The sequence below is a fragment of the Streptomyces sp. NPDC054834 genome (genome assembly GCF_053611185.1).
On record NZ_JBSGZV010000041.1, the window covers coordinates 41,138 to 63,422 of the forward strand.

Genomic DNA, 22,285 nt, shown 5'->3' on the forward strand with positions numbered 1-22,285 from the left:
GGTCCGGTAGGACGGGGCTGGGCCCGGGGGCCGACTTCGTGGGCTACGGGCTTCGCACGGTCAGCGGAGGAGCTCTATGGGTTCGAGTCGGCGGTGAGGCCCGGATCTGGCGGAGGCCGAGGACAATCCGACAATCCGGTAGGACGGGGCTGGGCCCGGGGGCCGACTTCGTGGGCTACGGGCTTCGCACGGTCAGCGGAGGAGCTCTATGGGTTCGAGTCGGCGGTGAGCCGTGACCTGGCGGAGGCCGACGGCGGCCGCCTCGAGTTGTTACAGGCGCAGCCGCCGGTCTTCGGCCTGTTCCTGTCCCGGACCCCGCCGTCCCGGAAACCGGCCGAGGACAACCCGACGGTCCGCTAGGAGAAGCGCAGAGCTACGGGACCCGCTGAGTGGGCCGGGGCTTCTTCGACTCCGCGACGAGGATCGATTCCGCGCCGGTCACGCCCTCGCGGGCCGGCAGGGCCTTGAAGACCCAGCTGCGGTAGGACCAGAAGCGGAAGAGGGTCGCGACCCCGATGCCGACGAACTTGAAGACGTTGCTCTGTAGCGGGCTGTCCCAGCCGAAGCCGTACGTGGCCAGATACAGAACGCCGTTCTCGATCACCAGGCCCACCGCGCTGAACAGCAGGAACAGCGTGAGTTCCCTGGTGCGGCCGCCCTTGTCGCGGTCGCGGTAGGCGAAGTAGCGGAAGCCGACGTAGTTGAAGGCGATCGCCACGACGGTGGCTATCACGCTCGCCCGGACGACCTGGAGGTCGGTGACGTGCCGTACCAGGTTGAACACGCCGAGATTGACAAGGATGCCCGCGCCGCCGACGGCGCCGAACTTGGCGACCTCGCGTACGAGCCGGTGCAGCCCCGAGGAACCACGTTCCATGGTCGTGCAGGCTCCCGTCCGTTAGGTGTTCATCAACCCCGTCATGCTATCCGGCCCACCGCGAGGTTTCCTGTGGACGGGCTCCGAGGTCGGAAAGAACCCGGAAAGTACCGGGTAAGAGGCTCGGAATCCGGCCGCCCCGGCGCGGCCGATACCCTAGGGGCGTGACATTCCCGGTAGTCGGCATGGTCGGCGGGGGCCAGCTCGCACGTATGACACACGAAGCGGGCATCCCGTTGGGCATCAGGTTCAAGCTCCTCAGTGACACCCCTCAGGATTCCGCGGCGCAGGTCGTGAACGATGTCGTCGTCGGCGACTATCGCGACCTGGAGACGCTGCGCGCCTTCGCACGGGGCTGCGACGTGATCACCTTCGATCACGAACACGTACCCACCGAGCACCTCAGGGCCCTGGAGGCGGACGGCATCCCCGTGCGCCCGGGTCCCGACGCGCTCGTGCACGCCCAGGACAAGGGGGTGATGCGCGCGAAGCTCTCCGAGATCGGCGTCCCGTGCCCGCGGCACCGCATCGTGGCCGACCCGCACGACGTGGTCGCCTTCGCCGCCGAGGGCGACGGTTTCCCGGTCGTCCTCAAGACCGTCCGCGGCGGCTACGACGGCAAGGGCGTGTGGGTGGTCGAATCCGCCGAGGAGGCCGCCGAGCCCTTCCGCGCCGGCGTACCGGTCCTCGCGGAGGAGAAGGTCGACTACGTCCGCGAGCTGGCCGCCAACGTCGTACGCTCCCCGCACGGCCAGGCCGTCGCCTACCCGGTGGTGGAGTCGCAGCAGGTGAAGGGGGTCTGCGACACCGTGATCGCGCCCGCCCCCGGCCTCGACGAGGACCTCGCGCTGAACGCCGAGCGGATGGCCCTGACCATCGCCAAGGAACTCGGCGTCGTCGGCCACCTCGCCGTCGAGCTGTTCCAGACCCGCGACGGCCGCATACTCGTCAACGAGCTGGCGATGCGCCCGCACAACTCGGGCCACTGGACCCAGGACGGCGCGATCACCAGCCAGTTCGCCAACCACGTGCGGGCCGTACTGGACCTCCCCCTCGGCGACCCGCGCCCGCGCGCGAAGTGGACGGTCATGGTCAACGTCCTCGGCGGGGACTACCCGGACATGTACTCCGCGTACCTGCACTGCATGGCCCGCGACCCCAAGCTGAAGATCCACATGTACGGCAAGGACGTGAAGCCCGGCCGCAAGGTGGGTCACGTCAACACCTACGGCGACGACCTGGACGACGTTCTCGAGCGCGCACGTCACGCTGCCGGATACCTGAGAGGCACGATCACCGAATGAGCCCTGTTGTAGGCATCGTCATGGGGTCGGACTCCGACTGGCCCGTCATGGAGGCCGCCGCCAAGGCGCTCGACGAGTTCGAGATCGCGTACGAGGTCGACGTCGTCTCCGCGCACCGCATGCCCCGCGAGATGATCACGTACGGCGAGCAGGCCGCCGACCGCGGGCTGAAGGTGATCATCGCGGGCGCGGGCGGCGCCGCCCACCTGCCCGGCATGCTGGCCTCGGTCACCCCGCTGCCGGTCATCGGCGTGCCCGTGCCGCTGAAGTACCTCGACGGCATGGACTCCCTGCTGTCCATCGTGCAGATGCCGGCCGGTGTCCCGGTCGCCACCGTCTCCGTCGCCGGGGCCCGCAACGCCGGCCTGCTCGCCGCCCGCATCCTCGCCTCGCACGACGAGGACCTGCTGGCGCGGATGCGCGACTTCCAGCAGGACCTGAACGACCAGGCCACCGAGAAGGGCAAGCGCCTGCGCTCGAAGGTCGAGGGATCCGGCGGCAGCGGCTTCGGCTTCGGGAAGTGACCGCGGTGAGCTCTGTGGAGGCAGCCCGGGAACTGCTCGGCGAGTTCCCGGTCGTCGACGGGCACAACGACCTGCCCTGGGCGCTGCGCGAGCAGGTCCGCTACGACCTCGGTGCCCGTGACATCGGCCGGCACCAGAACGCCCACCTGCACACCGACATCCCGCGACTTCGCGAGGGCGGCGTCGGCGCGCAGTACTGGTCGGTGTTCGTCCGGTCCGACCTGCCCGACCCGGTCCCGGCGACGCTGGAGCAGATCGACTGCGTACGCCAGCTGCTGGCCCGCTACCCGGCCGACCTGGCCCCCGCGCTGACCGCCGCCGACATGGAGACGGCACGCCGGGACGGCCGTATCGCCTCCCTCATGGGCGCGGAGGGCGGCCACTCGATCGGCGACTCCCTCGGCACCCTGCGCGGCCTGTACGCGCTCGGCGTCCGGTACATGACCCTCACCCACAACGACAACGTGGCGTGGGCCGACTCCGCGACGGACGAGCCGAACGTCGGCGGCCTGTCGGCCTTCGGCCGCGAGGTCGTGCGGGAGATGAACCGGCTCGGCATGCTGGTCGACCTCTCGCACGTGGCGGCGACGACGATGCGGGACGCGTTGGACACCTCGTCCGCGCCGGTGATCTTCTCGCACTCCTCCTCCCGGGCCGTGTGCGACCACCCGCGCAACATCCCCGACGACATCCTCGAGCGGCTGCCCGCGAACGGCGGCATGGCGATGGTGACGTTCGTGCCCAAGTTCGTGCTCCAGGCTGCCGTGGACTGGACGGCCGCGGCCGACGACAACATGCGCGCCCACGGCTTCCACCACCTCGACACCACCGCCGAGGCGATGAAGGTGCACCGCGCCTTCGAGGAGGGCAACCCGCGCCCGGTCGCCACGGCGGCCACGGTGGCCGACCACCTCGACCACATGCGCGAGGTCGCAGGCGTCGACCACCTCGGCATCGGCGGCGACTACGACGGAACCGCCTTCACCCCCGACGGCCTGAACGACGTCTCCGGCTACCCGAACCTCATCGCCGAGCTCCTGGACCGCGGCTGGTCGAAGTCCGACCTGGCCAAGCTGACCTGGAAGAACGCGGTACGGGTCCTGGACGCGGCGGAAGACGTGGCCCGCGGCCACCAGGCCACGCGGGGACCGTCGAACGCGACCCTCGCCGAACTCGACGGCTGACCGCCGGGGGCGGGGCAATCCGTCAGGCGTGCTCGATCCGGCACAGGCAGAACGGGTGCCCGGCCGGGTCGGCGTACACCTGGAAGTCCTTCTTCTCCCGGTCCTCCAGGTCCAGCGGACGCGCCCCCAGCGCCAGCGCCTTCTCGTGGGCCGCGTCGATCTCCTCCCAGGTCGAACCGGCGTCGAAATCGAGGTGGAACTGCTGGGAGTTCCGGTCGGCCCGGGGCCACTCCGGCGGCACGTGGTCCTCCGCCCGCTGGAAGGCGATCCTGGGCCCGCCCGGGGCCTCCAGGACGACCCAGTCGGCCTCGTCGTCCGGCTCCTCGGCGTGGGGCGTGCCGCCGAGGAGCCCCGCGTAGAAGGCGGCGAGCGCGTGCGGGTCGGGGCAGTCGAGCACGACGGAGCGGAATCGTACGACGGCAGGCATGAGCCCTCCCTGGGTCAGCAGGCGCAGAGGCAGAACGGGTGCCCGGCCGGGTCCGCGTAAACCCGGAAGGTGCGGGAGCGGTCACCGGCGTCCAGCGGCTTCGCGCCGAGCGCCAGCACGGCGTCCTCGGCCGCGTCCAGGTCGTCGACGGTCAGGTCCAGGTGGAACTGCTGCGAGTGATCGGGCGCGGGCCACGCGGGCGGTACGAACCCCGGCGCGGCCTGAAAGGCCAGCGACTGCCCGCCGGGCACCTTCAGGTCCACCCACTCCGCGCCCTCGGAGCCCCCTTCGACGGTGCCGCCCAGCACTTCGGCGTAGAAACCGGCCAGCGCACGGGGGTCGGGACAGTCCAGGACGACGGCGCCCAGTTCGGCGAGAGCCATGACTTCCTCCTCGACATCGAGTGTTACCCATAAAGGCGGGTAACCAGTAACGGTTACTGCATACTTCCGCATAGCGGGTAACGTCGCAAGCATGAGTGAGAGATCGGCCGCACCAGGGGGCCTGGCGCTGGTCGAGTCCCTGGTGAACACCCTGGACATCGAGTCGGGCGCCGACGCGCTCGACAGCGGGGAGGGCCGGGCGCGCCTCGGGATCGGCCAGGACGAGCTGCCGTCGGCCCGGGAGCTGCGCGAATCACTGCGGGCGACCCTGCTCGCCCACGCCGGACACCCGCCGCACCGCGCGGTGACGCCCCTGGGCGAGCTGCTGGCCCGGGCACCGCTGCTGGTGGCGGTCGACGAGCGGGACGGCTCCGCGGCCCTCGCCCCGGCCGACGCGGCTCCTCTTCTCTCCCGCGTCGCGGCCGCCGTCGCCGAGGCGCTGGTGGCAGGCACCTGGACCCGGCTCAAGGCCTGCGAGGCCGACACCTGCCACTGGGCGTACTACGACCGCAGCCCGGCCGGGCGCGGCCGCTGGTGCTCGATGCAGGTGTGCGGGGCGCGCGCGAAGATGCGCCGTTACCGGGCCAAGGGGGCGTAAATCCAGGTGACCCACAGGTAGTTCATCGGCCGACCGGGGGCCCGGTGGTGCAGAATGCGTGAAGACGCCGGTTCGGCCGACTGAGCCTCGGCCGAACCGGCGTCACCCGTGGTCCGTCAGGCGGTGGGACGCCCCATCGCGCGGTAGGTCCAGCCGGCCCGCCGCCACAGCTCCGGGTCGAGGGTGTTGCGGCCGTCGAGGATCACCCGTGCCGTCGCGACCTCGCCCAGCGCGGCCGGGTCCAGCTCCCGGAACTCCCGCCACTCGGTGAGGTGCAGGACGACGTCGGCACCCCGGACCGTCTCCAGCGCGGAGTCGGCGTAGCCGAGCGTCGGGAAGACCCGGCGGGCGTTCTCCATGCCCTTCGGGTCGTACACGGTGACCTGGCCGCCCTGGAGGTGGATCTGGCCCGCCACGTTCAGCGCGGGGGAGTCCCGGACGTCGTCCGAGTCGGGCTTGAAGGTGGCGCCGAGCACCGCGACCCGCCGGCCCAGGAAGGAGCCGCCGCCGAGGACCTCGCGGGTCAGCTCGACCATCTGGCCGCGGCGGCGCATGTTGATGGAGTCGATCTCGCGCAGGAAGGTCAGCGCCTGGTCCACGCCCAGCTCACCGGCGCGCGCCATGAAGGCCCGGATGTCCTTCGGGAGGCAGCCCCCGCCGAAGCCGATGCCGGCGCGCAGGAACTTCTTCCCGATCCGGTCGTCGTACCCGATGGCCTCCGCCAGCCTGGCGACGTCACCGCCCGCGGCCTCGCACACCTCCGCCATGGCGTTGATGAAGGAGATCTTGGTCGCCAGGAAGGAGTTCGCGGCGGTCTTCACCAGCTCCGCCGTCGGGAAGTCGGTGACCACGAACGGCGTGCCCCCGGCGACGGGAGTGGAGTACACCTCGCGCAGCAGCTTCTCCGCCCGCTCGCTGCGCACACCGACCACGATCCGGTCGGGGTGCAGCGTGTCCTCGACGGCGAAGCCCTCCCTCAGGAACTCCGGGTTCCAGGCCAGCTCGGCGTCGGCGCCGGCCGGCGCGTGCTCGGCCAGGTAGGCGGCGAGGCGGTCGGCGGAGCCGACGGGCACGGTGGACTTGCCCACGACGAGCGCGGGACCGGTCAGGTGCGGGGCGAGGGAGGCGAGGGCCGCGTTCACGTACGACATGTCGGCCGCGTAGTCCCCGTGCCGCTGCGGGGTGTTCACGCACAGGAAGTGGACGTCGCCGAACGCGCCGACCTCCGCCCAGTCCTGGGTGAACCGAAGCCGGCCCGAGGAACCCTCGAAGCCCGCGACATGCTTCCTCAGCAACTCCTCGAGCCCCGGCTCGAACATCGGGCTCTCGCCGCGCTCCAGCTTGGCGATCTTCTCCGGTACGACGTCCAGGCCCAGCACCTCGAAACCGAGCTCGGCCATGGCCGCGGCGTGCGTGGCGCCGAGATAGCCGGTGCCGATCACGGTGATCTTGAGGCTCATGGGTGCTCCAGGGGGTACGCGTCAGGTGCGGGCCCGAGCATAGCCAAGGCTTGCCAGGGGGCTTCGGCGGGCGCTTCGCTGGGCAACCTCCCCGCTGTCGCCAAGCTCACGTAGGCGGGCCGCTGGTCGACCCCTAAACTTTGTGTTACTTAACGGTAATTAGCGTTGGAGCGTGAGAGACCTTGGCCGGATCGGCTGACTTCGACCTGTACCGCCCGTCCGAGGAGCACGACATGCTCCGTGACGCCGTCCGCTCGCTGGTCGAGGCGAAGATCGCGCCGTACGCCGCGGCGGTGGACGAGGAGGCCCGCTTCCCGCAGGAGGCGCTCGACGCCCTGGTGGCCAATGACCTGCACGCCGTGCACGTCCCCGAGGAGTACGGCGGCTCGGGCGCCGACGCGCTCGCCACGGTGATCGTGATCGAGGAGGTGGCGCGGGCCTGCGTGTCCTCCTCCCTGATCCCGGCCGTGAACAAGCTGGGCTCCCTCCCCGTGATCCTCTCCGGCTCCGAGGACCTGAAGAAGAAGTACCTCTCGCCGCTGGCCAAGGGCGACGGGATGTTCTCGTACTGCCTCTCCGAGCCGGAGGCCGGCTCCGACGCGGCCGGCATGAAGACCAAGGCGGTCCGCGACGGCGACCACTGGATCCTCAACGGCGTGAAGCGCTGGATCACCAACGCGGGTGTGTCGGAGTACTACACGGTGATGGCCGTGACCGACCCCTCGAAGCGCTCGAAGGGCATCTCGGCCTTCGTCGTCGAGAAGTCCGACGAGGGTGTCTCCTTCGGCGCCCCGGAGAAGAAGCTCGGCATCAAGGGCTCCCCGACCCGCGAGGTCTACTTCGACAACGTCCGCATCCCCGCCGACCGCATGATCGGCGAGGAGGGCACCGGCTTCGCGACCGCCATGAAGACCCTGGACCACACCCGCATCACCATCGCCGCCCAGGCGCTCGGCGTCGCCCAGGGCGCCCTCGACTACGCCAAGGGCTACGTCCAGGAGCGCAAGCAGTTCGGCAAGCCGATCGCCGACTTCCAGGGCATCCAGTTCATGCTCGCCGACATGGCCATGAAGATCGCCGCCGCCCGCGCCCTCACCTACCAGGCCGCGGCCGCCTCCGAGCGCGGCGACAGCGACCTCACCTTCCAGGGCGCGGCGGCGAAGTGCTTCGCCTCCGACGTCGCGATGGAGGTCACCACGGACGCGGTCCAGCTGCTGGGCGGTTACGGCTACACCCGTGACTACCCGGTGGAGCGGATGATGCGCGACGCGAAGATCACGCAGATATACGAGGGCACGAACCAGGTCCAGCGGATCGTGATGGCTCGCAACCTGCCGTAGTGGCCGGGTAGTTGGGGGCTGTAGGTTTTCGCAAGAAGGCGTCCCGAGGGGCGCCTTCTGTCTATTTTGGTGCGCATCGTGTCGGTGATCGCCCGAAGGAGACCAGACCGCCATGTCCGAAATCCAAGCCGCCGGTGACGAAGGCGTCGCACGCATGACCCGGCTGCGGACCGACGTGTCCCACTCGGCCCGCATCTGGAACTACTGGCTGGGCGGCAAGGACCACTACCCGGTGGACGAGGAGGTCGGGGAGCAGATCCTCGGCTTCGTGCCGGCACTGCCCCGTTCGGCCGTGGCCGACCGGGCCTTCCTCGCGCGGGCGGTGCGGTACCTGGCCGGTCAGGCGGGGATCCGGCAGTTCCTGGACATCGGCACGGGCCTGCCGACAGCCGACAACACCCACGAGGTCGCCCAGCGAGTGGACCCGGCGGCCCGCATCGTGTACGCCGACAACGACCCCCTCGTCCTGACCCACGCCCACGCGCTGCTGACCAGCACCCCGGAGGGGGCCACCGACTACATCGAGGCGGACGTGCACGACCCGGAGAAGATCCTGCGGGGCGCGGCGGAGACGCTGGACTTCGACCGGCCGGTCGCGATCACGATGCTGGGCATCCTGAACTTCGTCATGGACACGGACGAGGCGGTCTCCATCGTCCACCGGCTCCTGGACGCCGTACCCTCCGGCAGCCACCTGGTGATCTCCCATCCCACCACCGAGGTGGACGGCGAAGCGATGACCCAGGCGGTGGAGTACTGGAACAGCCAGGGCTCGGCCCCCATGACCCTGCGCGGCCGTGCCGACCTGGTCCGCCTCTTCGACCGGGTGGAGGTCCTCGAACCGGGCATCGTCTCCTGCTCCCGCTGGCGCCCCGAGGAGGACCCGGAGCCCGTCGCGGTCACCCACTTCGGCGGAGTCGGCAGAAAGCCGTAACAGGAATGGCACTACCCGCGGGTCGGGCGTAGGACGGAAGCACACGGAGCCCACTTTCTGGGCACCCCTGCCTCCGAGGAGGAGCCATGACCGCACCCAAAACCCAGCCCGCCATGGGAGCGATGAGCAAGGAGATGCAGGACTGCGTCGAGGCATGCATGGCGGCGCACACCATGTGCGAGCAGGCCATGAGCTCCTGCATGCACATGGGCGGCCAGGCCCAGATGCAGATCATGCGCGCGCTCATGGACTGCTCGGAGATGACCCGCATGTGCGCCGACATGATGATGCGGCGCTCGCCCATGTCCCAGGAGATGTGCGCGATGTGCGCCAAGGCCTGCGACATGTGCGCCGAGGCGTGTATGTCCATGCCGGACGACCAGCAGATGATGCGCTGCGCGGAGGCGTGTCGCCGCTGCGCGGAGATGTGCCGGTCGATGGCGGGCGTCAGGATGTGAACCGGTCCTGAGCCGACGGCCGAGGGCACCTGCCGGGTGCCCTCGGCCGTGCGCGGTCCTAGTTGCCGGCGACCGTGACCTTCTCGTCGTCCTTCAGCTCGCTCACCAGCGTCTTGACCTTCGCCTTGTCCCAGACGAGGTTGCCGCCGGTCGAGCCGGAGACCGGCATGTTCATCGAGGTGCCGTCACCGCCGCTGACGCCCTTCATGGCCCAGAACATGGATGCCAGGTCCCACAGGCCCATGTCCTTGTCGACGGTGAGGGAGTCCAGGCCGGCGCCCATGGTCGGGTAGAACTTGAACGGGTTCAGCACCGTCGACGGGGTGGCCACCTGGTGGGCGAGCGCCGACAGGAACTTCTGCTGGTTCTTGGTGCGCTGAAGGTCGGACGCGGCGAAGGCGTGCCGGGTACGGACGAAGGCCAGGGCCTGCTCGCCGTTCAGTGTCTGCTTGCCCGCCTTGAAGTCCGCGCCCGAGTACTTGTCCTTGAAGCCCTTGTCGATGTCGATGTCGACACCGCCGACCGCGTCCACGATCTTCGCGAAGCCGGCGAAGCCGATCTCCACGTAGTGGTCGATGTGCAGGCCGGTGTTGTATTCGATGGTGCGGACGAGCAGCGTCGGACCGTCCTCCGCGTAGGCCGCGTTCAGCTTCGTGTGCCGGCCCTTGCCCTGGTAGACCTTGCCCGAGGTGGACCCCTGGTAGCTCGGGATCTCCACGTCCGAGTCACGCGGCAGCGAGATCAGCGTGTCGCCGTTGTCGCCGACGTGCAGGATCATCATCGAGTCGGTGCGCTGGCCGTCGGCGGAGCCGGTGTGCAGCTTCTTCTTGTCCTCGGCCGTCATGCCCTTGCGGCTGTCGGAGCCGACGATCAGGTAGTTGGTGCCCTTGCCCGCCTCCGGCCGGTCGATGACCTTCGACAGGTCGACGTCGCGGTGGAGCTTGGAGTCGGCCCAGAAGTAGGTCGCCACCGAGGTGACGATCAGCACGGCGGCCAGCGTGATCGCGGTCCACTTGATGCGGCGCCGCCAGTTCGGCGCGGGCCGCGGGCCGCGGGTGGGCGTGCCCACCGGGCCGCCGGGGCCGCCGCCGGGCGAGCCGTAGACCTGGCCCGTGTTGTAGCCGCTGTCGTACTCGTCGTAACCGCCGTCGTGTCCCTGGCCGTCGACGTACGACGGCTGCTGCGGGACCCCGGCGCCGTACGGCGGGGCCGCCTGGCCGGGCGCGCCGTACCCGCCCTGGCCGGGCGCGCCCGCCGGGCCGCGCCGGACCTGCCGCATCACACGGGCGCCCTCAGGCTGCGCGCCGGCACTCCCGCGTCCGTAGCGCGGGCCGCGGTTCTCGTCGGACCATCCCTCGGGCCAATCATTCATGCGCCCCAGTGTGCCGGGCCCGACCAGGTGTCTTACAAGGCTTGTCGGAAAATCAGGGCGCTGCTGTTGCGAACCCGACACAAATTCCGCGAATGTCACCCCGGCATAAGGTGGGGGCCATGACAGACCAGGCCACCGCAGGGGAGTCGGGCACGCCGGACATCCCCGGCAAGCCCACGTCCGCGTCCCGGACCACGCTCAGCCACATCATGACCCACAACGACACGAACCTGCTCGGCACGGTGCACGGCGGTGTGATCATGAAGCTTGTCGACGACGCCGCGGGCGCGGTGGCCGGCCGGCACAGCGGGGGTCCCGCCGTCACCGCGTCCATGGACGAGATGGTCTTCCTGGAGCCGGTCCGCGTGGGCGACCTGGTCCATGTGAAGGCCCAGGTCAACTGGACCGGCCGGTCGTCGATGGAGATAGGTGTCCGGGTCCTGGCCGAGCGCTGGAACGAGTCCACCCCGGCCACCCAGGTCGGCTCCGCCTACCTGGTCTTCGCCGCGGTCGACGCCGACGGCAAGCCCCGCCGGGTCCCGCCGGTCCTCCCGGAGACCGAGCGCGACAAGCGCCGCTACCAGGAGGCCGAGATCCGCCGCACCCACCGCCTCGCCCGCCGCCGCGAGATCCGGGAACTCCGCGAGAGGCGCGCGGCGGAGGGCTACCAGGACTAAGGGCCCGTGTGACATTTCCGCCCGCCTGCCGACGCCCGGCACGTACTCCCGGGCTTCCCTCGCGTGGGTGCCGTGCCGCTTCGCCGGGCCGTGGGCGTGGCTCCCGCCGGGGGGCCCGGCCGTCGGTGGGCGGCGGGAGTCGTCGGATGCGCCCTGGCGGCGGCCGGCACGCGCCCCCGGGCTTCCCTCGCGTGGGTGCCGTGCCGCTTTGCCGGGCCGTGGGCGTGGCTCCCGCCGGGGGCCCGGCCGTCGGCGGGAATCGTCAGGCATGCCCTGGCGTCAGCACCGCACCTCGTCGCCGCGTACCACCGTCGCCTCCGTCTGGCCGTTCGCTGCCTCGCCCCGCACCTTCCGTACGCCCCTGAAGTCGGACCCGGCGATCACCTTCAGCATCCGGCCCTGCCCGTTCGTCGGCCGTAGCTCGCTGCCGGGGAGGGCCGCGGCCAGGGACTTGGCGGAGCGGTCCCAGCGGGGGTCGTAGAGGACAACCGTGCGGCTCACGTTGTGGACGGGCGCGTCGAGGGGCAGGTGGGTGGTGGCGAAGCCGGTCGCCGCCAGGGCCGCGTCCACCCGCCGGCCGAGGCCCACCGTGCGGGTGCCGTTCATCACCTGGACGCGGATCTGCTGTGGGGCCACCTCCACCGGGGCCACCGTCTCGACCTGCGGCCGGCGCGCGGGCGCCAGCGGCTTGTCGTCGCGCAGGGCCTGGAACAGCTGCTCCGCCTTGGGCCCGTCCCACTTCAGCGTCGAGCCGATGCCTTTCACGGGGTAGGACATCTGCCCGATGGGGACGGTCGTGAACTCGGACGAGGAGGGGGAGAAGTTCCGCATCGCCCGGCCCAGCTCCAGCAGCTCGTCCGTGCCGAAGCCCTTGTCCGCCCGCACCGAGCCGAGCACCGCCCGGGTCACGTCCCGGAACCGCATCGGGTTCAGCAGCACCCCCGACGAGGTCGCCCGCTCGACCAGCGACGCCAGGAAGCGCTGCTGGCGCCGCATCCGGCCCAGGTCACTGGCCCCGTCGACGTGCCGGGCGCGGACGTACTGAAGGGCCTGCCCGCCGGCCAGGGTGTGTGTGCCGGCCGGGAGGTCGAGGCCGGTGTAGCTGTCCTTCAGGGGCAGCGGGGTGCAGACCTGGACGCCGCCCAGCACGTCCACGGTCTTCATGAAGCTGGTGAAGTCGACCTCCAGATAGTGGTCGATCTTCACATGGGTCATGTTCTCGACCGTGCGGACGGTCAGCTGCGGCCCGCCCTCCGCGTACGCCGCGTTGAGCTTGAGGGGGTGCGGGCCCTGGCGCCGCCTGGTGGCCTCGTCGACGTGCGCGGGCGCCTCGGCGTAGGAGTCGCGCGGCAGGCTCACCACGCTCGCCCGCCCCCGGTCGTCCGAGATGTGCACGATCATGATCGTGTCGGTGCAGTGGCAGGGCGCGCCGCCCAGCCGGTACTTCCGCCGCTCCTGTTCGTCGATCTTGTCCCGGCCGTCGGTGCCGACCAGCAGGATGTTCATGCCGTGACCGGCCCGCGGGCGGTTCTTCATGTCCTTGAAGGCGTCGACCCGGGCGATGCCGGCGTCCAGGCTGCTGACCACCGCGTGCCCGATCCCGGCGGAGGCGAGCACCACCACCGACAGGGTGGTCACCGCCCGCATGGCCCAGCGCGGCCGTTTCCGTCCGGCGGGGGGCCGCGGCACCCGCCCCGGCACCCGCTGCGGCTGCCGGGGCGGTCGCGGGTGCCGCTGGGGCCGTGCCGGAGAGCTCGGCGGCGTGACGGGCATGGGGACACCTCCGCTGGGGCTTCGGGCCCCCCGGGTCCCAGGGCTTGTCAGGACAGGCCGCTGCGTCCCGGGGCCGTACGAGGGAACGTGAGAACCGTAGGCCCATACGATCTCCGGCCCGCGGCAGCGACCCGGCGGCGCGCACGGGTGTTCCCCCGTTCGCGGTAACGTGAGCCCCCTATGAACGCCAACCCCGACGTGCGGCACCCCGCCGTTTCAGTGATCATGCCCGTCCTCAACGAGGAGCGGCATCTTCGCGGGGCCGTCAAAGCGATCCTCGCGCAGGAGTACGCCGGCGAGATGGAGGTGGTGATCGCCCTCGGCCCGTCCGCGGACCGTACGGACGAGATCGCCGCCGAGCTGGTCGCCGAAGACGCTCGCGTGCACACCGTCCCGAACCCGACCGGCCGCACCCCCGCCGCGCTCAACGCCGCGATCAAGGCTTCCCGCCATCCGATCGTGGTCCGCGTCGACGGGCACGGCATGCTCTCGCCGAACTACATCGACACGGCCGTACGGCTGCTGGCGGAGACCGGCGCGCAGAACGTCGGCGGCATCATGCACGCCGAGGGTGAGAACGACTGGGAGCACGCGGTCGCCGCCGCGATGACCTCGAAGATCGGCGTCGGCAACGCCGCCTTCCACACCGGCGGCGAGGCGGCCCCGGCCGAGACCGTCTACCTCGGCGTCTTCCGGCGCGAGGCGCTGGAGCGGCAGGGCGGTTACAACGAGGAGTTCATCCGGGCCCAGGACTGGGAGCTGAACTTCCGTATCCGTGAGGCGGGCGGGCTGATCTGGTTCTCGCCGGAGCTGAAGGTGTCGTACCGGCCGCGGCCGAGCGTGCGGGCGCTGGCCAAGCAGTACAAGGACTACGGCCGTTGGCGGCACGTCGTCGCCCGCTACCACGAGGGCTCCATCAACCTGCGCTACCTCGCCCCGCCGACGGCGGTGTGCGCGATAGCGGCGGGGATCGTGGTGGGGGCGGCCCTGACCCCCTGGGGTTTCCTGATCCCCGGCGGCTACCTCGCGGCGATCGCCGCCGGGTCGGTGCCCGCGGGCAAGGGCCTGCCGCTGGGGGCCCGGCTGCGGATCCCGGTGGCCCTGGCCACCATGCACATGTCCTGGGGCTGGGGCTTCCTGACCAGCCCCCGTTCCCTCGCGAAGCAGGTCATCGCCTCGCGCCGGCCCGCGGTGCTCGCCACCGACTGAGTCCGCGCGCGAGGCGCTCGCCGGCCCGGGCTACCAGGTGTAGCTCGGGTTGACGTGCATGCACTGCTCCTTGTCCGCGCCGTTGATCACCTGCGCCGAATCCGGGGTCGAGTCGTCCTCCTTCGGCGCGGTGTACTTGGTGCCCGTGCGCCAGTCGGCGCCGACGACCAGGGTGACCCCGGAGACGGCCGTCGACTTCTTCACCGAGGACGTCGGGATGCCGAGCGCCTTGGCCACCCGCTGGGCGTCCCCCTCCAGGTCCGCGCTGGGATAGCGGATCACCGTCGTGGCCTCGCTCGGAGCCGCCGAACGGTCCGACACCGCCTGCGTGAAGCCCTTGCCGACAAGGAACTGGGCGATCGTGCTGGCCCGTCCGGAGACCGCGGCCTGCGTGTCGGACGCCGTGCCGTTCTGCACCTGTACGGCGATCTTGTCGTCGGCCGCGGCCGGGTCCGAGCTCGTCTTCGGCGCGGCGGCCTTCTTCTTGTCCTTGCCGTCCAGGGCGATGTCGTCGCGGACCAGCCGGAACAGCTTCTCCGCGTCACCCGGCTTGGGCACCACCCGGCCACTGGTGGGCGACTCGTACTGCCACGGCATCGTCGTCATGGTGATGCGCTTGGTGGGGACCTTCTTGAGCTCCTTGCTCAGGTCGTAGAGCTTCGCCACCGTGCCCAGCCCGTTGTCGACGGTCAGTGCCGTGGTGGCCGTCTCGGCGAGGTCCTTCAGCTTGCCCGGGTTGCTGAGCGTGGCGTTCTCGCGCAGCTGACGGACCATGGCGTTCATGTACTGGTGCTGGGCCTTGGCCCGGGCGATGTCGGTGTTGTCCTCGAAGCCGTACCGCGTGCGCAGCCACTGGAGGGCCTGGACGCCCTTGACGTACGTGGTGCCCTCCTTCAGCTTCAGGCCCGAGCCGTGGCCGCTGCTGTCCTTGGAGTGGATGTTGGCGTCCACGCACACCGGTACGCCGCCGATGGCGTCGGCCATCGACACCACACCGGAGAAGTCGATCATCATGAAGTGGTCGATGTGGATGTCGGTCAGCTTCTCCCAGGTCGCCACCGTGCAGCCGGGGCCGCCGCGGCCCAGCGAGTCGTTGGTGATGTGCGTCGTGAGGGCGTCGTAGACCTTGCCGTTGTCGGGGTCCGTGCACTTGGGGATGTTCACGAGCGTGTCGCGCGGCATGCTGACCACCGACATGTTGCTGCGGTCCGCCGAGAGGTGCAGCAGCATCTGGACGTCGGCGCGGGGTGCGGTGTTGAAGGTGTCCTTCGCGCCGCCGAGTTCCTGGTCCTTCTTGTTGTTCCGCCCGTCCGAGCCGATCAGCAGGATGTTCAGCGGCGTCTGGCCGGCCGCGTTCGCCTTGGACTCGGCCGCCCTGTCCTTGGCGTCGCCGATGTTCAGGGGGTCTTTCTTGATGTTGCTGTTGAGGTGCTGGTAGTAGAGGTATCCGGCGCCGGCCGTGCCGAGTATCACCACCGCCAGCACCGTCGCCGACCAGCGCAGGGCACGCCGTCTGCGGTGCGGCGCGTTCTCCTCCGTACCGCTCTTGCCGCCCCCGCTGCCCCCACCGCTCCGGCGCCGCCCGCCGTGCCGGCCGTGGCCGGCCGACGTGTCGCCTCCCTGCGGTGTGAGGGACATCGTGTCCCCGACCGCGGGAACCTCCCCGCTCATGCTGCTCCGCGCCAACTCCCAGCCCTCCCCACCCTGCGCCCTCACCGGGCACGCCCTTGCCCCTAGTCAGACGCACGAGAGGCCCATTGGGTTACCCCGCAGAGGGGACCCACGTTGTCCGTCGCGGACCGCGCGCCCGGTTTCGCCCGACCCCTGCGGACTTGAGCGCGCCACATCATTCTGCAACCAGTTAGGAGTTCGCTGTGCGGTCCCGGCGGAGGCCGCGGGCCGGTGCCCTAGGTGCGATACGGGCTGTACACGTCCATGCACCGACCGGTGTCCGCGCCGTTGATGGCGTCGGAGTTGCCGGGCAGTTCCCCTTCCTTCGCCTTGGACTGCTTCGGGTAGGACGAGCCCGTCCGCCAGTCGGCGCCGACGACCACCGTGACCCCGGAGACGTCGGTCGACTTCTTCACCGAGGACAGCGGAATACCGAGCGACCGGGCGACACGCTGTGCGTCGCCCTCCAGACCGGCGCTCGGGTACCGCACGGCGGTCCTGTCCTCGGACAGCCCGGCCGTGCTGTCCATGGTGGCCTTCGTGAAGCCCTTGACCACGAGTTCCTGGGTGATCGCGTTCGCGCGGCCGCGTACCGGGCCCAGGGTCGCGGACCGCGTGGCGTTCCGCACCGTGACGCCGATCCGGTCGTCCGTGGTGGAAGGGGCCTTGGTGGCCTGCTTCTTGCCCGTGGTCCGCTTCGCCGCGGCGGCGTTGCCCTTGCCGTCGAAGGGCACGTCGTCGCGGAGCATCTCCCACATCTGCTCGGCGCGGGCCCCGTCCGGCAGCAGGTGGTCGCGGTTCCGGTCGTCCTCGACGGCCGGCATCGTCGTCATGGTGATGCGGTCGGTCGGCACCGTCTTGAGCTGCATGCCCAGGTCGTAGAGCTTCTTGACGGTGCCGATCTCCTCGGAGACCTTCAGGGACTTGGTGGCCGCCTCGGCCAGGTCCATCAGCCGGCCGGTGTCGGTGAAGACGTTCTGCTGCTTCAGCGTGCGGATCATCGAGTTCAGGTACATGTGCTGGGCGCGGGCCCGCAGCGGGTCACTGCCCCACGCGTGCCGGGTGCGCAGCCACTGGAGGGCCTGCTTGCCCTTGACCTTGTGCGTTCCGGCCGTCAGTCGCAGCCCGGAGCCGCCGCGCACGCCGGGCAGCGGACGGTCCCACACGTTCTGCCGCACGCAGACGTCGACGCCGCCGATGGCGTCGGCCATCCTCACCACGCCCGCGAAGTCGATCATCATCCAGTGGTCGATGTAGATACCGGTCAGGTTCTCCCACGTGGCCAGGGTGCAGCCGGCGCCGCCGCGGGCCAGGGACACGTTGATGATGTCGTTGGTCGCCGGAAACTCGTGGTGGGTCTTCGGGTCCTTGCACTTGGGGATGTCGACCCGGGTGTCACGCGGAATGCTCACCATCGAGGCGCTCTTGCGGTCGGCGGACAGGTGGATCAGCATCTGCACGTCGCCCAGCGGCGGGTTGCCGCGGTCGTCCCTGCTGCCGCCCAGCTTCACGTTCTCGTCGGAGTTACGGCTGTCGGAGCCGATGAGCAGGATGTTGACCGGCGTCTGCCCGTCGGCGTTCGGCCCGGTCTTCTCGGCCTTGGAGTCGCCGCTGCTGCGCTCGCCCTTCTGGATATTGCCGTTGAGATGCTCGTAATACAGATATCCGGCGCAGGCCGTGCCGAGTATCAGGAGCGTGAGCGTCGTGGCGGACCATCTCAGAACGCGGTGCCCCCGCCGGGGCCGCCGTCTGCCGTGGCGGCTGTCGCCGTCCTCACTCTTGTCCGGTGTCCGCTTCTCCCCCTGCACGCGGTTCTGCGTCACTTCCCCGTCCTCCCCACCCTGGCGCCATGAAAAGGGCCTGTCCTACGCCGTGTCAGACGCAGAACAGGCCCGTCCGGTCACCTCATCGGCCGACCGCCGCCCGAATTCAGTGGCTCATGAGGCGCACTGCACCTTGTCCGCCGTGGACTTGTCGACCTTCGGCGCCTTGGTCGGAGTGGTGAGGGAGACGCCCGCACCCTTGTAGTCCTTGCCCAGGGTGAGCGTCATCGCGGGCAGGCCCTGGGAGTTGGTCACGCTCTTCCCGGGCTTCATGGCGGATCCGGAAAGCCCCAGGATGGCGGCCAGCCTGCGGGCCTGGGCCGCTTGGTCGGGCGCGTACTCGAGCGTGGTCTTGCTCAGTGCGGCGGGGGCGTTGCCCGCGTTCTCCGACTTCGTCACGCCCTCGTCGTTCTGGAGCCAGTTGAGGGCCGACTGCGCGCTGCCGGACGGCGCTCCGCCGTTGAGAATGCGCACCCGCACTTCGGAGGCGGCGGCCTTGGTGCCCTTGAGGCGGGCGGCCTGCGCGTCCTTGGCCGCCTTCTGCTTCTTCTTCACGTCGCTGAAGGACACATCGCTCTTGATCGCGTCGAAGACCGCGGGAGCCGTCGAGTTGTTGAGGACGACGGTCGTCTTGACCTTCTCGGCCGGGTTGTCCACGACCGGCACCGTGGTGAAGGTCAGGTTCTTCGGATTGAGCTTGCCCAGTTCCAGACCCAGGTCCTTCAGCTTGCCGATGCTGTCCAGCTTGTCGTCCACGGTCAGCGCCTTGGTGCCGGCATCGGCCAGCTTCAGCATCTTCGTCGGGCTGGTGAGCGTCGAGTTGGACTTCAGCTTGCGCATCAGCGCGCTGAGGAACTGCTGCTGGAGCCCGATCCGGCTCAGGTCGCCGCCGAACCCGACCGAGTGCCGGGTGCGCACGAACGCCAGCGCCTGCTCGCCCGAGATGTTGTGCGTGCCCTTCGACAGCTTCAGGTGCGAGTCCGCGTCGTCGATGTCCTTGCCCAGGCAGACCTCGACCCCGCCGACGGCCGTGGTCAGTGTCTTGACCGCGTTGAAGTCGGCGACCATGAAGTCGTCCGGGGTGATCCCGGTCAGCTCGGTGACCGTGCGCATGGTGCAGCTCGGCGTGCGTCCGTCCTGGCCGAGGCTTGTGTTGAAGCGGACTTTGTCCGTACCCGGGATGACCTTCTTGGAGCCGTCGGCCTGAGCCGTCGGGCAGTCGGGGACGTCCACGATCAGGTCGCGCGGAATGCTCAGCGCGGTGGCGTTCGTCCGGTCCTTGGAGACGTGCAGCAGGATGTTGGTGTCGGCGTGACCGACGCTGCCCGAGTCACCGTAGCCCTCGTTGCCCTTACCGGTGCGCTTGTCGGTGCCGATCAGCAGGATGTTGATCGCCTCGTCCTTGCGGAAGCCACCTGTGCTCGCGCCGTCGTCGGACACGGAAGTGATGTTGTCGTTCAGGTGCTTTATGTAGAGGTAGCCCGCGGCCGACACGGCGACCAGCACGAAGGCCATGGACCCACCGGTCCACAGCAGTATCTTCTTCGCCTTCGACTTCTTCTTCACCGGCCGCCGGTTGCGGCGTCCCGGCGGCGGCTCGGGGGGAGCCCCCCGGCGCCGACGCGGACCGGGAACCCCCGACACGAGGGTGTCTCGGGTACCGCTGTCCGGACCGCCACGGCCCGGTGCCGCGGTCCGGCCGCGCGCCGCGGTTCCGCCTCCGCGGGGGGACGCGGATCTACGCGGTCCCGGTACCGTCGACTGCGCTGCGGAATGACTCAGTCGCAGTTCGTATTCGCCGGTGTTCGGATTGAGCACCCACTGGTCTGCGGGATCGATGTTGTCCGCCCGCCCACGGCCTTGCGCGTCCACGGTTGTCCGAATCCTCCGTCGGGGCCACGCGGCGCCTTCCCCCTACAAGGCGCTCGGGTCTCGGTCAATCAGCGCACCACCCCAGGGCGGACCATGCGGCCGGGTGCACCGGATCGCTCACACTATCCGCCCAGTTCAGCGTCAGGCGACGCTCGTGACAAATTCCACCTCCCTACAACAGGGCAATACACCCCATTCCTGTGAACGGAGGTTCGGTCTTGGCCCTCGTTTTACTCACAGGTGTCCTCGGCGGCGGTGTTCCCGCGGAAGGTCGGGGTGGGGGAGGGGGCGCTTCGCTGGTCGTCGGGACGGCGGTCGTCGTGAGAATCCGGTGTGCCTTCCCGCGCGACCTCCACCGGTTGGTCCGCCCGCAACCGCGCGAAGAGTTTCTCGGCTTCGGGTTCCACGAGCTGATCACGATTGGCGTTGTAAACGTACGACTCCCTAGGAACAGTCAGAAAACGCACTTCTTCGGTAGGGATGTCCCGCAAACCGCGCACCAGTTGATAAAGGCCCCGCAGACTCGCCAGTTCCGGATCGGTGGTGAGTGAGGAAGTGGCCGCGTTCAGCACCGGATAGAGCTTGACCGGGTTCAGCAGGACATCGTCGCTGCGCACCTTGTTCACGAGCGCCCCGAGAAACCGCTGCTGCCGGTCCATCCGGTCGGTGTCGCTGCCGTTGCCCAGGGACTTGCGGGCCCGCACATAGCCGAGCGCCTGCTCGCCGTCGAGCGTCACCTTGCCCGCGGGCAGCCGCAGTTTGGCGGCCTTGTCGCTGATGGGCTCCTTCAGGCACACCTCCACGCCGTCCACGGCGTCGACCATGTCCTTGAAGCCGCTGAAGTCGATGACGACGTGGTGGTCGATCCGGATGCCCGTCAGTTTCTCCACGGTCCGGATGGTGCAGGCGGAACCGCCTACCTCGAAGGCGTAGTTGAACATCGCGAACGTCGGCTCGCTGCGGCCGCCGTCCGCCCGCCGGCAGCCGGGCACGTCCACCATGAGGTCGCGGGGCAGGGACACGGCGGTGGCGCTGCGCCGGTCGGCGGCCAGGTGCAGCAGGATCGTGGTGTCGGACCGCTCGCTGCCCAGGTCCCGTCCGTACTCGTCGTTGCCGTCCCCCGCGCGTGTGTCCGACCCGATCAGCAGGATGTTCTGCGCGTCGCGCACCAGTGCCGTGGGCCGCTCCCGCTCGTACCGGGCGAGCTCGGCCGCGGCCGCCTCGTCGGGCGTGATGTTGGCGCTCAGCTTCGCGTACACCGCCCAGCCGCCCCCGACCGCCGCCATCACGAGGATCCCGGTTCCCAGGGCCACCGCCTTCGCCCACCGCCGCCGACGCCGTGGTACACGCCCCTCGCCGGTGGCGGCGGCGCCGGGACCCGGGGTCGGTCCGGAGGGCGTGCCTGCGGTGTCGGTCACGGCGGGGCCACCCCCTCATGGCGTACGAGCGTCATGCCCTGGTTCTTACGACCATGACGTGCGGGGCAGGCCGGGGGAGCTTCTTGCTACTCCGAACGGGTGACCCCCGTACGGCCTCCTCAGTGGCGCGCGGCGGTCACCCGCTCACTCTCGATCCGCTTGGCCAGAGCCTCCTCGTCCAGCCGCTCCAGGTGCCGGCACAGCACCACGGAGCCCCCGGCGGCCAGCGGCGCGTACAGCCCCGCGCTCAGCCCTTCCCAGGTGTCGTACGGCAGCGCGGACAGCAGCCGGGAGCCGGGCCCCGTGAGATCCAGCGCCGGAGCTTCCCGGACCGCCCGCTCCACCACCTCGGCACCCGTCAGCTCCGCCCCCGCGACGATCAGCGCCGGCTCCTCGGGGTCGACCGGCGAGAACGGCGCGAACCGGTCGCCTTGGCCCGGGACTTCCACGGCGTAGTCGACGAAGCCCTCCGGGGGCTGCGGGAACCGTCCGCCGAGCGGCCGCAGCGCGAGCGCGACCCGCTCGCCGCGGCACGTCCGCGCGGCGTCCAGCGAGTCCGGCCCGCTGACGACGACGTCGGCCGCCGCCGGGTCGCCGGCCACGTCCGCGATCACGCCCACCGACGAGCAGGCCAGCAGCCACACGGCCGTCTGCCAGTGCGCGGGCAGCAGCAGCGCGACCCGGTCGCCGGGTCCGGCGGCGAGGTCGCCCTGGAGGAGGTTGGCGGTCTTGGCCACCCAATTGGCGAAGGTGGCCACGGACAGTTCGACGCGTTCGCCCGTGGCGTCGTCGTAGAAGGTCACCAGGGGGCGTCCGGGATCCGCGGCGAGCGCGGATCGCAGCAGGTCGGCGGGGGTGCGATCGGTGGCGTTCACCCGCGCAAGCGTACGCGGCGGCCCGGCCCGGCACCGTGCGGCGGGGCCACCGGTTCGGCGGAACCTCAGCCGACGGTCCGTCAGTTCCCCGATGGACAGATTTATA

At 70.2% G+C, this 22,285-nt stretch carries 20 protein-coding genes and 1 pseudogene; 10 read left to right on the top strand and 11 right to left on the bottom strand.

Annotated elements, in window-relative coordinates:
• Positions 1-210 precede the first annotated feature (210 nt).
• Positions 211-360: pseudogene (locus tag ACWGJM_RS37280) on the top strand (two-component sensor histidine kinase); the annotation flags it as partial.
• Positions 361-373: 13 nt separating this feature from the next.
• On the opposite strand, the gene ACWGJM_RS37285 reads toward ACWGJM_RS37280, so the two are convergent.
• Positions 374-877, bottom strand: coding sequence for a GtrA family protein (locus ACWGJM_RS37285; RefSeq protein ID WP_453416187.1), 504 nt, complete (start codon positions 875-877; stop codon positions 374-376).
• A 164-nt stretch (positions 878-1,041) separates the two neighbouring features.
• On the opposite strand from ACWGJM_RS37285, the gene ACWGJM_RS37290 reads away from it, so the two are divergent.
• From ACWGJM_RS37290 to ACWGJM_RS37300, 3 genes are read left to right on the top strand one after another with little or no spacing between them, the layout of a single operon-like run.
• The gene (locus tag ACWGJM_RS37290) at positions 1,042-2,181 is read left to right on the top strand and encodes a 5-(carboxyamino)imidazole ribonucleotide synthase (protein WP_453416188.1); all 1,140 of its coding nucleotides are present in this window, start codon (positions 1,042-1,044) and stop codon (positions 2,179-2,181) included.
• Positions 2,178-2,705, top strand: coding sequence for a 5-(carboxyamino)imidazole ribonucleotide mutase (gene purE / locus ACWGJM_RS37295; protein ID WP_453416189.1), 528 nt, complete (start codon positions 2,178-2,180; stop codon positions 2,703-2,705). Before ACWGJM_RS37290 ends, purE begins: the two co-directional genes overlap by 4 nt.
• A gap of 5 nt (positions 2,706-2,710) precedes the next feature.
• On the top strand, positions 2,711-3,889 hold the full coding sequence (locus ACWGJM_RS37300) for a dipeptidase (protein WP_453416190.1): 1,179 nt from the start codon (positions 2,711-2,713) through the stop codon (positions 3,887-3,889).
• A 22-nt stretch (positions 3,890-3,911) separates the two neighbouring features.
• Here the strand turns inward: ACWGJM_RS37300 and ACWGJM_RS37305 are convergent, their stop codons facing one another.
• Entirely contained in the window at positions 3,912-4,316 is a 405-nt protein-coding gene (locus ACWGJM_RS37305) for a VOC family protein (RefSeq protein WP_453416191.1), read from the bottom strand.
• A 14-nt stretch (positions 4,317-4,330) separates the two neighbouring features.
• A complete protein-coding gene (locus tag ACWGJM_RS37310) occupies positions 4,331-4,699 on the bottom strand; it encodes a VOC family protein (RefSeq protein WP_453416192.1) in 369 nt (122 codons plus the stop codon).
• Positions 4,700-4,790: 91 nt separating this feature from the next.
• Between ACWGJM_RS37310 and ACWGJM_RS37315 the strand changes: the two genes are divergently transcribed.
• A complete protein-coding gene (locus ACWGJM_RS37315; RefSeq protein ID WP_453416193.1) occupies positions 4,791-5,297 on the top strand; it encodes a CGNR zinc finger domain-containing protein in 507 nt (168 codons plus the stop codon).
• A 116-nt stretch (positions 5,298-5,413) separates the two neighbouring features.
• Here ACWGJM_RS37315 and ACWGJM_RS37320 read toward each other — a convergent pair whose 3' ends face one another.
• Positions 5,414-6,757: a UDP-glucose dehydrogenase family protein gene (locus ACWGJM_RS37320; RefSeq protein WP_453416194.1), complete on the bottom strand. Its 1,344-nt coding sequence runs from the start codon at positions 6,755-6,757 to the stop codon at positions 5,414-5,416.
• Between the two features lie 182 nt (positions 6,758-6,939).
• Between ACWGJM_RS37320 and ACWGJM_RS37325 the strand changes: the two genes are divergently transcribed.
• From ACWGJM_RS37325 to ACWGJM_RS37335, 3 genes are all read left to right on the top strand, one after another.
• On the top strand, positions 6,940-8,097 hold the full coding sequence (locus tag ACWGJM_RS37325) for an acyl-CoA dehydrogenase (RefSeq protein ID WP_453416195.1): 1,158 nt from the start codon (positions 6,940-6,942) through the stop codon (positions 8,095-8,097).
• Between the two features lie 112 nt (positions 8,098-8,209).
• Positions 8,210-9,031 carry an SAM-dependent methyltransferase gene (locus tag ACWGJM_RS37330; protein WP_453416196.1) on the top strand — a complete coding sequence of 274 codons (822 nt, stop codon included), beginning with the start codon at positions 8,210-8,212 and terminating at the stop codon, positions 9,029-9,031.
• An 86-nt stretch (positions 9,032-9,117) separates the two neighbouring features.
• On the top strand, positions 9,118-9,489 hold the full coding sequence (locus tag ACWGJM_RS37335) for a four-helix bundle copper-binding protein (protein WP_453416197.1): 372 nt from the start codon (positions 9,118-9,120) through the stop codon (positions 9,487-9,489).
• A 58-nt stretch (positions 9,490-9,547) separates the two neighbouring features.
• On the opposite strand, the gene ACWGJM_RS37340 is transcribed toward ACWGJM_RS37335, so the two are convergent.
• Positions 9,548-10,861, bottom strand: coding sequence for an LCP family protein (locus ACWGJM_RS37340; protein ID WP_453416198.1), 1,314 nt, complete (start codon positions 10,859-10,861; stop codon positions 9,548-9,550).
• 119 nt (positions 10,862-10,980) lie between these two features.
• Between ACWGJM_RS37340 and ACWGJM_RS37345 the strand changes: the two genes are divergently transcribed.
• On the top strand, positions 10,981-11,538 hold the full coding sequence (locus ACWGJM_RS37345; protein ID WP_453416199.1) for an acyl-CoA thioesterase: 558 nt from the start codon (positions 10,981-10,983) through the stop codon (positions 11,536-11,538).
• A 279-nt stretch (positions 11,539-11,817) separates the two neighbouring features.
• Here ACWGJM_RS37345 and ACWGJM_RS37350 read toward each other — a convergent pair whose 3' ends face one another.
• The gene (locus tag ACWGJM_RS37350; RefSeq protein WP_453416200.1) at positions 11,818-13,311 is read right to left on the bottom strand and encodes an LCP family protein; all 1,494 of its coding nucleotides are present in this window, start codon (positions 13,309-13,311) and stop codon (positions 11,818-11,820) included.
• Positions 13,312-13,491: 180 nt separating this feature from the next.
• On the opposite strand from ACWGJM_RS37350, the gene ACWGJM_RS37355 reads away from it, so the two are divergent.
• Positions 13,492-14,520 (top strand): glycosyltransferase family 2 protein, encoded by a 1,029-nt coding sequence (locus ACWGJM_RS37355; protein WP_453416201.1) that lies wholly within the window; start codon positions 13,492-13,494, stop codon positions 14,518-14,520.
• 30 nt (positions 14,521-14,550) lie between these two features.
• On the opposite strand, the gene ACWGJM_RS37360 is transcribed toward ACWGJM_RS37355, so the two are convergent.
• The 5 genes from ACWGJM_RS37360 to ACWGJM_RS37380 all read right to left on the bottom strand — a co-directional run bounded on the left by ACWGJM_RS37360 (position 14,551) and on the right by ACWGJM_RS37380 (position 22,179).
• Positions 14,551-16,191: an LCP family protein gene (locus tag ACWGJM_RS37360; RefSeq protein ID WP_453416202.1), complete on the bottom strand. Its 1,641-nt coding sequence runs from the start codon at positions 16,189-16,191 to the stop codon at positions 14,551-14,553.
• A 236-nt stretch (positions 16,192-16,427) separates the two neighbouring features.
• Positions 16,428-18,014 (bottom strand): LCP family protein, encoded by a 1,587-nt coding sequence (locus ACWGJM_RS37365; RefSeq protein ID WP_453416203.1) that lies wholly within the window; start codon positions 18,012-18,014, stop codon positions 16,428-16,430.
• A gap of 114 nt (positions 18,015-18,128) precedes the next feature.
• A complete protein-coding gene (locus tag ACWGJM_RS37370; RefSeq protein WP_453416204.1) occupies positions 18,129-19,886 on the bottom strand; it encodes an LCP family protein in 1,758 nt (585 codons plus the stop codon).
• A gap of 230 nt (positions 19,887-20,116) precedes the next feature.
• Positions 20,117-21,304, bottom strand: coding sequence for an LCP family protein (locus ACWGJM_RS37375; protein WP_453416205.1), 1,188 nt, complete (start codon positions 21,302-21,304; stop codon positions 20,117-20,119).
• A gap of 119 nt (positions 21,305-21,423) precedes the next feature.
• Entirely contained in the window at positions 21,424-22,179 is a 756-nt protein-coding gene (locus ACWGJM_RS37380) for a TIGR03089 family protein (RefSeq protein WP_453416206.1), read from the bottom strand.
• Between the last annotated feature and the right edge of the window lie 106 nt (positions 22,180-22,285).

What these genes read in the sequence shown, in the direction of transcription:
- ACWGJM_RS37285 (WP_453416187.1), bottom strand. Translation starts at nt 877, where the DNA reads ATGGAACGTGGTTCCTCGGGGCTGCACCGGCTCGTACGCGAGGTCGCC.
- purE (WP_453416189.1), top strand. Translation starts at nt 2,178, where the DNA reads ATGAGCCCTGTTGTAGGCATCGTCATGGGGTCGGACTCCGACTGGCCC.
- ACWGJM_RS37305 (WP_453416191.1), bottom strand. Translation starts at nt 4,316, where the DNA reads ATGCCTGCCGTCGTACGATTCCGCTCCGTCGTGCTCGACTGCCCCGAC.
- ACWGJM_RS37310 (WP_453416192.1), bottom strand. Translation starts at nt 4,699, where the DNA reads ATGGCTCTCGCCGAACTGGGCGCCGTCGTCCTGGACTGTCCCGACCCC.
- ACWGJM_RS37315 (WP_453416193.1), top strand. Translation starts at nt 4,791, where the DNA reads ATGAGTGAGAGATCGGCCGCACCAGGGGGCCTGGCGCTGGTCGAGTCC.
- ACWGJM_RS37320 (WP_453416194.1), bottom strand. Translation starts at nt 6,757, where the DNA reads ATGAGCCTCAAGATCACCGTGATCGGCACCGGCTATCTCGGCGCCACG.
- ACWGJM_RS37330 (WP_453416196.1), top strand. Translation starts at nt 8,210, where the DNA reads ATGTCCGAAATCCAAGCCGCCGGTGACGAAGGCGTCGCACGCATGACC.
- ACWGJM_RS37335 (WP_453416197.1), top strand. Translation starts at nt 9,118, where the DNA reads ATGACCGCACCCAAAACCCAGCCCGCCATGGGAGCGATGAGCAAGGAG.
- ACWGJM_RS37340 (WP_453416198.1), bottom strand. Translation starts at nt 10,861, where the DNA reads ATGAATGATTGGCCCGAGGGATGGTCCGACGAGAACCGCGGCCCGCGC.
- ACWGJM_RS37345 (WP_453416199.1), top strand. Translation starts at nt 10,981, where the DNA reads ATGACAGACCAGGCCACCGCAGGGGAGTCGGGCACGCCGGACATCCCC.
- ACWGJM_RS37350 (WP_453416200.1), bottom strand. Translation starts at nt 13,311, where the DNA reads ATGCCCGTCACGCCGCCGAGCTCTCCGGCACGGCCCCAGCGGCACCCG.
- ACWGJM_RS37355 (WP_453416201.1), top strand. Translation starts at nt 13,492, where the DNA reads ATGAACGCCAACCCCGACGTGCGGCACCCCGCCGTTTCAGTGATCATG.
- ACWGJM_RS37360 (WP_453416202.1), bottom strand. Translation starts at nt 16,191, where the DNA reads ATGAGCGGGGAGGTTCCCGCGGTCGGGGACACGATGTCCCTCACACCG.